The sequence below is a fragment of the Pseudoduganella rivuli genome (genome assembly GCF_009674485.1).
Taxonomy (GTDB): Bacteria; Pseudomonadota; Gammaproteobacteria; order Burkholderiales; family Burkholderiaceae_D; genus Rugamonas; species Rugamonas rivuli_B.
Window position 1 is genome coordinate 175,150 of the sequence record NZ_WKJJ01000010.1, and the last position, 13,204, is coordinate 188,353.

General features: G+C 63.7%; 10 protein-coding genes. 2 read left to right on the top strand and 8 right to left on the bottom strand.

The annotated features are described in order from the left end of the window. Positions 1–13: 13 nt before the first annotated feature. The 3 genes from GJ700_RS17285 to GJ700_RS17295 form a co-directional block, all read right to left on the bottom strand. Positions 14–1,396, bottom strand: coding sequence for an aspartate aminotransferase family protein (locus GJ700_RS17285; protein WP_229507062.1), 1,383 nt, complete (start codon positions 1,394–1,396; stop codon positions 14–16). Between the two features lie 10 nt (positions 1,397–1,406). After that, positions 1,407–2,777: a glutamine synthetase family protein gene (locus tag GJ700_RS17290; protein WP_154376283.1), complete on the bottom strand. Its 1,371-nt coding sequence runs from the start codon at positions 2,775–2,777 to the stop codon at positions 1,407–1,409. A 63-nt stretch (positions 2,778–2,840) separates the two neighbouring features. Further along, the gene (locus GJ700_RS17295; protein WP_154376062.1) at positions 2,841–3,659 is read right to left on the bottom strand and encodes a gamma-glutamyl-gamma-aminobutyrate hydrolase family protein; all 819 of its coding nucleotides are present in this window, start codon (positions 3,657–3,659) and stop codon (positions 2,841–2,843) included. A gap of 105 nt (positions 3,660–3,764) precedes the next feature. On the opposite strand from GJ700_RS17295, the gene pdxR reads away from it, so the two are divergent. Next, positions 3,765–5,300 carry a MocR-like pyridoxine biosynthesis transcription factor PdxR gene (gene pdxR, locus GJ700_RS17300; RefSeq protein WP_154376064.1) on the top strand — a complete coding sequence of 512 codons (1,536 nt, stop codon included), beginning with the start codon at positions 3,765–3,767 and terminating at the stop codon, positions 5,298–5,300. Positions 5,301–5,466: 166 nt separating this feature from the next. Next, the gene (speB, locus tag GJ700_RS17305) at positions 5,467–6,474 is read left to right on the top strand and encodes an agmatinase (protein ID WP_154376066.1); all 1,008 of its coding nucleotides are present in this window, start codon (positions 5,467–5,469) and stop codon (positions 6,472–6,474) included. Here speB and GJ700_RS17310 read toward each other — a convergent pair. The 5 genes from GJ700_RS17310 to nirD all read right to left on the bottom strand — a co-directional run bounded on the left by GJ700_RS17310 (position 6,434) and on the right by nirD (position 13,195). Continuing rightward, positions 6,434–7,804, bottom strand: coding sequence for a glutamine synthetase family protein (locus GJ700_RS17310; protein ID WP_154376068.1), 1,371 nt, complete (start codon positions 7,802–7,804; stop codon positions 6,434–6,436). The two genes, speB and GJ700_RS17310, sit on opposite strands and share 41 nt — an antisense overlap. Positions 7,805–7,897: 93 nt before the next feature. Continuing rightward, positions 7,898–8,650 carry a gamma-glutamyl-gamma-aminobutyrate hydrolase family protein gene (locus GJ700_RS17315; RefSeq protein ID WP_154376070.1) on the bottom strand — a complete coding sequence of 251 codons (753 nt, stop codon included), beginning with the start codon at positions 8,648–8,650 and terminating at the stop codon, positions 7,898–7,900. A 137-nt stretch (positions 8,651–8,787) separates the two neighbouring features. Further along, a complete protein-coding gene (locus GJ700_RS17320) occupies positions 8,788–11,514 on the bottom strand; it encodes a molybdopterin-dependent oxidoreductase (RefSeq protein ID WP_371868001.1) in 2,727 nt (908 codons plus the stop codon). Positions 11,515–11,636: 122 nt separating this feature from the next. After that, positions 11,637–12,845 carry an NAD(P)/FAD-dependent oxidoreductase gene (locus GJ700_RS17325; protein ID WP_154376073.1) on the bottom strand — a complete coding sequence of 403 codons (1,209 nt, stop codon included), beginning with the start codon at positions 12,843–12,845 and terminating at the stop codon, positions 11,637–11,639. Between the two features lie 2 nt (positions 12,846–12,847). Beyond that, complete coding sequence (nirD, locus tag GJ700_RS17330; protein ID WP_154376075.1) at positions 12,848–13,195, bottom strand: nitrite reductase small subunit NirD; 348 nt, start codon at positions 13,193–13,195, stop codon at positions 12,848–12,850. Between the last annotated feature and the right edge of the window lie 9 nt (positions 13,196–13,204).

Sequence of the window (13,204 nt, forward strand, 5' to 3'; positions counted from 1 at the left end):
CTCTCCTTGCGATTCACAGCCAGCCGCGCTGTTTGACTTCGGCCAGCGTCAAGTCCAGCGCGTGGCGGATCAATCCCGCCATTTCATCGATCTGCGCATGCGTCATCACCAATGGCGGCGCGATGATCATGCGGTCGCCCACGGCGCGCATGATGACGCCGTTGTTGAACATGTGCGCGCGGCACACCATGCCCACCGCCAGCGCAGGATCGAACGCCACCTGGTAATGCACGTTTTCCGCCTTGCGCTTCACCAGGTTCAGGCCCGCCACGAAGCCGCAGGTTTCCGCCACGCCCACCAGCGGGTGGTCGGCCAGCGCGGTGAATTGCTGCTTCAGGTAGGCGCCCGTTTCCCCTGCCACCCTGCCCACCAGGTTTTCCGATTCGATGATACGCAGGTTTTCCAGCGCCGCCGCGCACGCGACGGGGTGGCCGGAATACGTGAAGCCGTGATTGAATTCCCCGCCCTGCCTGATCAGTACATCGGCCACGCGGTCCGACACCAGCACACCGCCCAGCGGGATGTAACCGGACGTGACGCCCTTGGCAAACGTGATCAGGTCGGGCTTGTACGGTTCCGACGCGAACCAGCGTCCCAGCCGGCCAAAGCCGGTAATCACTTCATCGGCAATCAGCAAGATGCCATATTTGTCGCAAATGCGGCGGATTTCAGGCCAGTAGGTATCGGGCGGAATCACCACGCCGCCCGCGCCCTGCACCGGTTCGGCAATGAAGGCCGCGACCTTGTCCGCTCCCACGTCGAGGATTTTCTCTTCCAGCCACGACGCGGCCTTGACGCCGAATTCATCGCGCGTCATGCCGACGCCGGATTCGCAGTAGTTCGGCTGGCCGATGTGGACGATGCCGGGAATCGGCAAGCCGCCCTGCTCGTGCATGCCGCTCATGCCGCCCAGCGACGCGCCCGCCATGGTGCTGCCGTGGTACGCATTGTTGCGGCTGATGATGACATGGCGGTCCGGGTAGCCCAGCAAATCCCAGTAGCGGCGCACCATGCGCACATTGGTGTCGTTGGCTTCCGAACCGGAACCCGTGAAAAACACGTGCTGGAATCCGGGCGGCGCCAGTTGCGACAAGCGGTGCGCCAGGTTGATGGCCGGCACCGTGGTGGTGTTGAAGAAGCTGTTATAGAACGGCAGCGTATCGATTTGCTCGCTGATGGCTTTCGTCATCGTCGGGCGGCCATAACCGATCGCCACGCACCACAGGCCGGACATGCCGTCCAGCACCTTGTTGCCTTCGGAATCCCACAGGTAAATCCCTTCGCCGCGCACCATCACGCGCACGCCTTTTTCTCCCAGCGCCTTGTGGTCGGTGAACGGGTGCAGATAGTGCGCATGGTCGAGTTCGCGCAAGGTATGGGTATCGTGCATCGTCATGGCGTCCTCCTTATACATGCAGCAGCAGGTGCTCGCGCTCCCACGGGCTGATCACAGTCATGAATTCCTGGTACTCCAGGTCCTTGATGGCGGCATAGACGTCGATGAAGCGGTCGCCCAGCACGTGCCGCAACTTGTCTTCGCGCCGCAGTGCCGCCAGTGCCTCGGACAGGCTTTGCGGCAATTCATAGCGCTGCTCATAGGCGCTGCCGGTCGTGACGGCATTCGGTTCCAGCTGTTCCGTCATGCCGAGATAACCGCACGCCAGGGTGACGGCCAGCGCCAGGTAGGGATTGGCATCGGCGCCGATGATGCGGTTTTCCACGCGCCGGTCCTGCACGCCGGATTCCGGCACGCGGAAGCCCACGGTGCGGTTGTCCACGCCCCACTGGATGTTGATGGGTGCGGCCGTGTGCCGCACCAGGCGGCGGTACGAATTCACGTACGGCGCGACAATCGCCAGCGCCGGCGGCATGTAGCGTTGCAGGCCACCGATGTAATGCTTGAACAGCGTCGACGGCGAACCGTCGTCATTGCTGAAAATGTTCTTGCCTGTATTCGCATCGACCACGCTCTGGTGCACGTGCATGGCCGATCCCGGTTCGCCCGCCATCGGCTTGGCCATGAACGTCGCATACATGTCGTGCTTCAGCGCCGCCTCGCGCAACGTGCGCTTGAAGAAGAACACCTTGTCCGCCAGGCTCAGTGGTTCGCCGTGCAGGAAGTTGATTTCCATCTGGCCCGCGCCGATTTCGTGGATCAGCGTATCCACGTCCAGTCCCATCAGGTCGCAGTAATCGTAGATATCTTCGAACAGCGGGTCGAATTCATTGACGGCGTCGATGCTGTACACCTGGCGGCTGGTTTCCGCCCTGCCGCTGCGGCCGATCGGCGCCTTCAGCGGCAAGTCCGGGTCAGCGTTTTTCGCCGTCAGGTAAAACTCCAGTTCCGGCGCCACCACGGGCTTCCAGCCTTTATCGGCATACAGTTTCAGCACGCGCCGCAGCACGGTGCGGGGCGCGAAGTCCACCAGCTTGCCGTCGGCAAAATAACAGTCATGGATCACTTGCGCCGTGGGATCGTTCGCCCACGGCACCATCGTGATGGTGGTGGGATCGGCCCGCAACACCATGTCGCGGTCCGTCGAAGAAATGGCGCGGTCGTAGGCATCGTCTTCGGTCGGGTAATTGCCCGTCACAGTCATGCCCAGCACGGCTTCGGGTATGCGCATGCCGCGGTCTTGCGTGAATTTCCCGCGCGGCAGGATCTTGCCGCGCGCAACGCCCGTCAAGTCGGGCACCAAACATTCGATTTCCGTGACCCGGTTTTCATTGAGCCACGCATCCATATCGGTATAGGTAAAGTTTTCTCGTATCGTCATCATGTTCTCTCAAAGTGAAGGCCCCGGCCACCATGGCCGGGACGGCATGGGCTGAGAGAGGCACTAAGGGATACGGTCGCGCTGTGCGCGGCAGGCATCGCCAAAGGCGGTGAACAGCCGCATCGAGACAGGGTTATCGGCGACTTGCCATTCCGGGTGCCATTGCACGGCCAGCGCGAACGGCGCACCGGCGACAGAGAACGCTTCCACCAGTCCATCGCCGGCCACGGCTTCCACCTGCAAGCCTGGCGCCAGTCGGGCGATGCCCTGCCCGTGCAGCGAATTGACCATGATGTCGCGCACGTCCAGCAACCGTTCCAGCAGCCCTCCGGCCTGCAATGCGACCTTGTGGGCCGGCGCGTACTGCTGCTCCAGCGGCGCGTCCTTGTTTTCGCGGTGATCGTTCATGCCCGGCACGTCATGCACGGCCTGGTGCAGGGTGCCGCCCAGCGCCACGTTGACTTCCTGGAAGCCACGGCAAATCGCCAGCAGCGGCAAGCCGCGCTGCAGCGCCGCGCGGATCAGTGGCAGCGTGGTGGCGTCGCGGGCGCGGTCTTGCGGCAGCGCGGGATCGCGCACGTCCTGCCCATACAGGCTGGCATGCACATTCGACGGCGATCCGGTCAGCATGACGCCATCCGCCATGTCCAGCAGCGCGGCGATGTTGGTCATGAAGTCGCTCTGACAGGAGTGACGGTTATCCGATGTGCCCCAGGCGGGTTGGCGGGCATCGCCCGCTAATCCGCCCAGCGCCGGCACGATGACCGGCGTGCAGGCGGCGCCCTTCGCCACCGCATCGACGTACTTGTGCTGCGCGGCGTAATACGGGTGCGGGCCAATCTGGTGGCTGCAGGAGGGAACGAGGACGATGGGATGCCGCATGGGATGGCCGATCTGATGTTAATTATTAACCAAGCTGGTTCCATCATATGCCTGTTTTGGTATGATGACGAGCGCCACTTTTTACAAATCGATAGAACCACTTTCATGACCCCCGTCTCGGAAATGCTGGCCGCCACGCTGGCGCAAGCGGATTTTCATCCGCGCCTGCCACGGCAGCGCCGCCTGTACGAAGCCGCCAAGGCAGCGATTTACCTGCAGCGCCTGGCGGCCGGCAGCAAGCTGCCGTCCAGCCGCGACCTCGCCGGCGACCTCGGTATTGCGCGCAATACCGTGATTGCCGCTTTCGAGCAACTGGCGGCCGAAGGCTACGTGTTCAGCGTAGCAGGAAGCGGCACTTACGTCGCGGATTTGCAGGCAATGGCGCGCAGGCAACGCGGCGAGCGTGGCGCGCGCCGCACAGCCGTTGCAGTCGATACCGCGGCGGCCATCCGGGACACCCCGCGCCCGTTCGAGGCCGCTGCGCTGTCGCGCCGCGGCGCCGAACTGACGCAATTTGCCGCCGGCACGCGCTATGAAATCCAGCCGTTCGCGCCGGGCGATCCGGATTTTTCATCGTTTCCCGTCAAGCAGTGGCAACGCCTGCAAAACCGCGTCTGGCGCGAGGGCCGCGCCGACTTGCTCGACTATGGCCAATCCGGCGGCTACCTGCCGCTGCGCCAGGCGGTCACGGAATACCTGCGCCTGTCGCGTTCCGTCAGCGTGTCGGTGGAGCAGGTGCTGATCACATCCGGCACCCAGCAATCGCTGGACCTGTGCGCGCAATTGCTGGCCGACGCGGGCGATACCGCGTGGGTGGAAGACCCGTGCTACTGGGGCGCACGCCGCGTATTCCAGGCGCGCGATTTGCACCTGCATCCGGTCACCGTCGATGAAGATGGCATGGCGCTCGATGCGGACGACCTGGCCACCGTCCCGCGCCTGATTTACGTGACGCCATCGCACCAGTATCCGACGGGCGCCGTCATGAGCCTGGCCCGGCGCCGCGCGTTGCTGGAAGCGGCCGCCCGCAGGAAGGCGTGGATCCTGGAAGACGATTACGACAGCGAGTTCCGCTACAGCGGCCGCCCCCTCGCCTCGCTGCAGGGGCTCGACGGCGGCAACCGCGTGGTCTACATGGGTACGTTTTCCAAGGTGCTGTACCCGGGCATCAAGGTGGGCTACCTGGTGGCGCCGCCTTCGCTGGTGGCGCCCTTCCAGAGCGCGTTGTACGACTTGCAGCGCCCCGGCCAGATGATGGTGCAAGCCACGCTGGCGGACTTCATCGCGCTGGGCCATTTCACCACGCACGTGCGCAAACTGCGGCACATCTATGGCGCGCGGCGCGAACTGCTGCGCCGCACCTTGTTAAAGCACCTGGGCAAGCGCGCCGGCGGACTGGCGACCATCAGCAGCCAGGAATCCGGCCTGCACCTGGTGGTGGAATTGCCCGACCGGATTGACGATGTCGCGCTGCACGCGCTGGCGCGGGAAGCCGGTTTGTCCGTGAATGCCCTGTCGACGTATTACCTGGCGCCGCCCGTGCGCAAGGGGCTGCTGGTGGGCTATGCCTACGTGACGGAGGAAAAGATCGAACGGTATGGCAAGGTGCTGGCGTCCGTGATCCGGAAGGCGCTGGGCTGAACCACTTTGCCAAGTGGCACCACCGACTATTCGCCAGTGGACCTGTTGGCGGTGGCGGAACGGCGCTAGTATCGCCGGACCAATCCCCCTGAAAGGTCCATCATGAACCAGGTCGAACTGCAAGCCCGCAAGGTCATCCAATACATTTGCGTGGGAGGCAGCTGATATGTCCAGCCACGAATTCGCATACCGCTCCAGCGGCACTTACCTGAACGCCCCCCGGCTTGCCGATCCCTCCGCCGCCGGCACGCCGTTTGCCATTGCCGGCGTCACCTTTGACGGCGCCGTCACCAACCGGCCCGGCGCCCGCTTCGGCCCGCAAGCCATCCGCCTGGCCTCGCAAATGCTGTGCGAAGCCATTCACCCGTTTTTCGATACGACGCCGCACGGTTTATTGTCCGATGCGGGCGACGTGCCCTTGCCCAATACCAGCCTGGAAGCCATGCGCGCCGCGCTCATGCCGCAAGCCGTGGAATTGTTCGGCAGCCGCCACATGGTATGGCTGGGCGGAGACCACAGCATCACGCTGCCGTTGCTGCGCGCGTTGAAACAGGTGCATGGCCGTCCGGTGGCGCTGGTCCACTTCGATGCGCATTGCGACACGTGGGTCGACCATTTCGGCGAGCCGTCCGGCCATGGCACCTGGGTGTATGAAGCGTTCCAGGAAGGGCTGGTGATCCCGCAGGCGGCGATCCAGATCGGCATCCGCTCCACCGGCGAGCGGGATGCGCGCGAATACGTGAATGACATGGGTGGCCGCGTATTCACCGGCCGCGAATTGCGGGGGCTGGCCAGTCCCGCGCAGCTGGCGCCCGTGCTCGATGAAATCCGCGCCCGCATGGCGCAGGCGGGCAATCCTCCCGTCTACCTGTCGCTCGATATCGACTGCCTCGATCCGGCCTTTGCACCGGGCACCGGCACGCCGGAACCGGGCGGTCTGACGACGCCGCAAGTGCTGACGATCCTGGAAGAACTGGCGGACTTGAACTGGTGCGGCATGGATTGCGTGGAAGTGTCGCCGCCGTATGACCATGCGCAGCTGACGGCACAGGCGGCATCCATGTTTGTGTGGACGTATCTGTGCGGATTGATCGCGCAGCGCAGCAGCCAGAAGAAAGAACACCGCCCCTTCATCACACGTGCAGCAGCAAGTGTTCCCGCTCCCAAGGGCTGATGACCGTCATGAATTCCTGGTACTCGAGGTCCTTGATGGCGGCATACACGTCGATGAACCGGTCGCCCAGCACGAAACGCAACTTGTCTTCGCGCCGCAGCGCGGACAACGCTTCCGACAGGCTTTGCGGCAATTCATAGCGCAATTCATAGGCGCTGCCGGTGGTGGCCTGGGTCGGTTCCAGCTGTTCCGTCATGCCCAGGTAACCGCACGCCAGGGTGACGGCCAGCGCCAGGTAGGGATTCGCATCGGCGCCGATGATGCGGTTTTCCACGCGCCGGTCCTGCACGCCGGACTCCGGCACGCGGAAGCCCACGGTGCGGTTGTCCACGCCCCACTGGATGTTGATGGGTGCGGCCGTGTGCCGCACCAGGCGGCGGTACGAATTCACGTACGGCGCGACAATCGCCAGCGCCGGCGGCATGTAGCGTTGCAGGCCGCCGATGTAATGCTTGAACAGTTGTGATGGCGAACCGTCGTCGTTACTGAAAATATTCTTGCCGGTCTTGATGTCCGTGACACTCTGGTGCACGTGCATGGCCGATCCCGGCTCGCCCGCCATCGGCTTGGCCATGAACGTCGCATACATGTCGTGCTTCAGCGCCGCTTCGCGCAACGTGCGCTTGAAGAAGAACACCTTGTCCGCCAGGCTCAGTGGTTCGCCGTGCAGGAAATTGATTTCCATCTGGCCCGCGCCGATTTCGTGGATCAGGGTATCCACGTCCAGCCCCATCAGGTCGCAATAATCGTAGATATCTTCGAACAGCGGGTCAAATTCATTGACGGCGTCGATGCTGTACACCTGGCGGCTGGTTTCCGCCCTGCCGCTGCGGCCGATCGGCGCCTTCAGCGGCAAGTCCGGATCGGCGTTTTTCGCCGTCAGGTAAAACTCCAGTTCCGGCGCCACCACCGGTTGCCATCCTTTGTCGGCATACAGTTTCAGCACGCGCCGCAGCACGGTGCGGGGCGCGAAGTCCACCAGCGCGCCATCGGCGAAATAACAGTCGTGGATTACTTGCGCGGTCGGATCCGCCGCCCACGGCACCATCGTGATGGTGGTGGGATCGGCCCGTAAAATCATGTCGCGGTCCGTATTGGAAATGGCGCGGTCATACGCCACGTCATCGGTCGGATAATTTCCCGTGACCGTCATGCCCAGTACCGCCTCGGGTATGCGCATGCCGCGTTCCTGTGTGAATTTCACGCGGGGCAGGATCTTGCCCCGTGCAACGCCGGTCAGGTCGGGCACCAGGCATTCGATTTCCGTGACCCGGTTTTCGTTGAGCCACAAATCCATGTCGGTGTACGTGAAGTTTTCCCGGATAGCCATAACAACCTCTCTTGATGTCTTGATCGGACGCGGCCAATGAACAGGGGAACTGCGGGCCGCGCAGCCAGTGTGTGCAGACTCAGAGCGGCGTACCTAAGGGATGCGTTCCTGGTAGCTGTGGCAGGCAAGGCCGAAGGCATGGAACAGTTTCATCGACACGGCATTGCCGGTGACGTGCCATTCCGGATGCCATTGCACGGCCAGCGCGAAGGCGGCGGCATCGCGCACGGTGTACGCTTCGACCAGGCCGTCGTCCGCCACCGCTTCCACCGTTAAACCTGGCGCCAGCTGGTCGACGCCCTGGCCATGCAGTGAATTGACCATGATCTCGCGCGCATCAAGTAATCCCGCCAGCAAGCCGTTTTCCGCCAGCAGCACGCGGTGAGCGGGGCCATACTGGACGTCAAGCGGATCGCCGGGGCGGTCGCGATGGTCCATCATGCCGGGCACGTCGTGCACCGCTTGGTGCAAGGTGCCGCCCAGCGCAACGTTGATTTCCTGAAAGCCGCGGCAAATACCGAGCAGGGGAATGCCCCGCTCGATGGCGGCGCGTAAGAGTGGCAAGGTGGTGGCGTCGCGCGCGGGGTCCAGCGGCAATGACGGGTCATGCACCGGCTGGCCATACAGCGCCGCGTCGACATTGGATGTGGCGCCGGTCAGCATCACGCCATCGGCCACGGACAGCACCGCATCGAGATCGGCCTGCCCGCCCAGCGCCGGCACAATCAGCGGCATGCACCCGGCCCCTTGTACAACGGCATCGATGTACTTGGTGTGTACGGTATGCGAGGGATGGTCTCCTTTGCTACGCGTGCAGGCTGGAACAATGACGATGGGGCGGCGCATGGCGTCAGTCTCTTGGCAGAGGCCTCTGTTGAGCGATAAGCCAATTTATCACATTTCCTGTTTTAATCAGGTGACAAACGGCTTAGTTGCAATAATGCAACCAAACTCACGACGACGCGCCGCGCACTACTCCGGGTTTATGCCGGCATTTCCGCGCTGATTTCCGCCCGCGTTTCAATCAGGATTTTCTTCAGTTCCGGCACGCACGAACCGCAATTGCCGCCCGCCTTCACGCACGCCGTCACTTCCGGCACGGTCTTCAAATCCTTGTCGCGGATGGCCGAGCAAATCGTGTTGCGGCCCACGCCAAAGCACGAGCACACGGTCGGTCCCGCGTCGACGCCCTTTTTCATCGGGCGGCCGATCAGCAGCCCGGCGCGGTCGAGATCGGACAATTGCTCTTCCGCGAACAGGCCGGCCAGCCAGCCGCGCGCCGGCAAGTCCAGCCGCGGCGACAGGAACACGCACTGTTCGATGCGGTCGTTCACCACGTGCACGGCGCGGTACATGCGCTCGCTCTTGTCCGCATATTCGAGCCAGTCCGCATCGGGATCGGTCACGCCCAGCAATTCGCGCGCCCAGGCCGTGAAATCGTCGATGTTCTGGCGGCCGGCCATTTCATAGCGGGCGAATGCCTTGCCCTGGATACGGGTCCAGTGCGCCACCGATTCCAGGTCCAGCTCCGTGCGCGACAGCACGAAAGCATGCCAGTTCACGCGGAATTGCTCGATGCGCACCGGCGTGTGCTTGAATTCCGGTTCGCCGGACACCGGGTCCACCACCGGATTGACCAGCGCGCCGACGCGCGCATCGGACGACGTCTGGTTGTTCCAGTGGATCGGCACGAACACGCTGCCCCGCGCAATGCCGCCGCCGTGCTGCACGCGCGCCACCATCGCGCCCCACTTGCTGGTCAGGCGCGCCAGTTCGCCTTCGCGCACGCCATAGATCAGCGCATCCTGCGGGTGCATGTCGATAAACGATTCCGGGATATGGTCGGCCAGCTTGGCGGAACGCCCGGTGCGGGTCATCGTGTGCCACTGGTCGCGCACGCGGCCCGTGTTCAAGGTCAGCGGGAAATCCTCTTCCGGCAGGTTGGCGGGCAGGCGCGGCGCGGTCGGGATAAAGCGCGCCTTGCGGTCCGGGTGCGAGAACAGCCCGTCGGCGAAGATACGCTTGGCGCCCTCCCGCTCACCGGCCAGCAACGGCCACTGCACCGGCGCCATCGCGTCGTAGGCTTGCGTCCCCTGTCCCGCCAGGCCGGCCAGGTTGAATTTGCGCGGCAGGTCGGCTTCGTCATTGCGCCAGGCCGACAGGCGCGCGTGTTCGTCGAACACGTCATACGCGCTGGAGAATTCAAAGCCCGTGTAGCCCAGGCGCTGCGCGAATTGCGAAATGATCAGCCAGTCCGCGCGCGCTTCGCCCGGCGCCGGCAGGAACGCGCGCTGGCGCGAAATGCGGCGCTCGGAATTGGTCACGGTGCCGTCTTTTTCGCCCCAGCCCAGCGCCGGCAACAGCACGTCGGCAAAGGCATTGGTATCGGTGCGCTCGATGATGTCGGACGACACCACCAGTTCGCACTTGGCCAGCGCGCGGCGCACCTGGTCCGCATCCGGCAGGCTGACCACGGGATTGGTCGCCATCACCCACACGGCTTTGACCTTGCCCTCTTCGATGGCGCGGAACAGGTCCACGGCTTTCAGGCCGCCCTTGTCGGCCATGCGCGGCGAATCCCAGAACGTGCGCACCGCATTGCGGTGTTCGGCGTTTTCCAGGTCCATGTGCGCGGCCAGCATGTTGGCCAGGCCGCCCACTTCGCGGCCGCCCATGGCGTTCGGCTGGCCGGTGATCGAGAACGGGCCCATGCCCTCCTTGCCGATACGGCCGCCGATCAGGTGGCAATTGATGATGGCGTTGGCTTTGTCAGTGCCGGCCGACGACTGGTTCACGCCCATCGAATAGCCGGTGATGACCTTGGCGTTGGCGGCAAACGCTTCATAGAATTCCGTCAGCGCTTCCACACTGACGCGGCAGGTCTTCGCCACCTTGGCGATGTCGCCGCATTCGGCGTCGGCCTGGGCCAGCGCCGCATCGAAACCATTGGTGTGTTCCGCGATGAAGGCGGGATCGACGGCGCCGATTTGATTCAGGTAGCTCAGCAAGCCGTTGAACAGCCACACGTCGGTGCCCGGCTTCACCGGCAAGTGCAAGTCCGCCAGTTCGCACGTGGCCGTGCGGCGCGGATCGATCACCACCAGCTTCATGTCCGGACGCTTTTCCTTGGCTTTGGCGATGCGCTGGAACAGGATCGGGTGGCACCATGCGGCGTTGGAACCCACCAGCACGATCATGTCCGCCAGTTCCAGGTCTTCATAGCTGGAAGGCACCACGTCTTCGCCGAAGGCGCGCTTGTAGCCCGCCACGGCGGACGACATGCACAGGCGCGAATTGGTGTCGATGTTGGCGCTGCCGACATAACCCTTCATCAACTTGTTGGCGACGTAATAATCTTCCGTCAGCAACTGGCCCGACACATACAGCGCCACGGCATCCGGGCCGTGTTCATCGATGATGGCTTGCCATTTATCGGCAACCTGTCCCAGTGCGTCATCCCACGACACGCGGCGCAATTCGTCCGAACCGCGCTGCGGGCGCACCATCGGGTACAGCAGGCGGCCTTCCAGGCTGATGGTGTCGCCCAGCGCGGAACCTTTGACGCACAGGCGTCCCGCGTTGGCAGGATGCGCCGTATCGCCGGCGATCTCGAAACCGCCGTCAGCCTTGGGCGTCGCCTTCACGCCGCAGCCGACGCCACAGTAAGCACAGGTGGTTTGTACGGAGAGGGGGACGGAGGACAGGTTCACGATCATTCTCACTTATTTCAAATTTACTTCAGTGGCTGCTCTTGGCGGCTTCCTTCGGAAACCGCCCTACGGTCCTTTGTTCGCCATGGTCCGTAGGGCGGCTTTTACAAAGCCGCCAGCGGTCACGCGGCGCTTAACTCTTCACCGAACAACAGCGTTTGCCGCATGCGCGTGATATCGGCCTTCTTCTGGATCAGGTCGAAGTACCACGGGCCATCCTTGACGTCGCCATACAGCACGGCGCCAATGATGCAACCTTCCTTCAGCACGAGGCGCTTGTAGACACCCTTGCGCGGGTCGCGCAGCACCAGGTCTTCGCTGCCTTCGCCGCCGATAAAGTCGCCCACCGAATACAAGTCTACACCCGTCACTTTCAGGCGGGTCGGCGACGCTTGCTGCACGTAGCGGCGGTGGCCGGCGCCGGCCAGGTGCGCGCCGCAAACGCGCGCCTGGTCCCAGATCGGCGCCACCAGGCCAAAGGTGGCGCTGCGGTGCTGCACGCACTCGCCCACCGCGTACACGCGGGGATCGTAGGTTTGCAGCGTATCGTCGACCACGATGGCGCGGTCGCAATGCAGGCCGGCCGCCTTGGCCAGTTCAATATTCGGCCGCACGCCGGCCGTCATCACCACCAGGTCGGCCGGAATCTCGGAACCATCCTTGAAGCGCACGCCTGTCACGCGGTCCGGACCGGTAATCTCGGCGGTTTGCGCATTGAGCAGGAAACGCAGGCCGCGCGCTTCCAGCGCTTTTTGCAGCAGCGCCGCGGCAGGCTTGTCCAGCTGCTGGTTCATCAGGCTGTCCGTCACATGCACCACCGTCACTTCCATACCCTGGCGCATCAGGCCATTGGCCGCTTCCAGGCCCAGCAAGCCGCCGCCGATCACCACCGCGTGGCGGTGGTTACGCGCCGCGTCCAGCATGGTTTCCACGTCCTGGATGTCACGGAAGGCAATCACGCCCGGCAACTGGTGGCCTGGAACAGGAATAATGAACGGCTTGGAGCCGGTCGCCAGCAGCAGGCGGTCGTAGCGCACTTCCTTGCCCGATTGCGCGCGCACGATGCGGCGCGAACGGTCGATGTGCACCACCGGGTCGCCCGCGTGCAGCGTGATGTTGTGACGGTCGTACCATTCACGCGTATTGAGCATGATGTCGTCGACCGTCTTTTCGCCGGCCAGCACCGGCGACAGCAGGATGCGGTTGTAATTGCCGTAAGGCTCCGCGCCAAACACCGTGATGTCGTACAGGTCCGGCGCGAGCTTGTACAGCTCCTCGACGGTGCGCATGCCAGCCATGCCATTGCCGATCACTACCAGCGCGGGTTTCATGATTACGCCCCTACCAGCACTTTGCCGTTTTCAATGCGCGCCGGGTACGTCGCGATCGAATGTTCCGGTGCTTCCAGGCATTCGCCCGTTTGCAGGTCGAAGTGATGCTTGTAGATCGGCGACGCCACCACGATGCGCTCGCCCAGGTTGCCCACCAGGCCGCGCGACAGCACGGATGCATTGGAGTTCGGGTCGAAATTGGACACGGCGTACACGCGCGGCTCGCTGGCGTTCAGGTGGAACACCGCCACCGCCTCGCCGTTCAGCAAGGCGCACACGCCGGTGTTCGGCACGATGTCGTCCAGGTCGCACACGGTGGTCCAGTTGGCGGTCATATTGTCTCGATGCATGATGTTCTC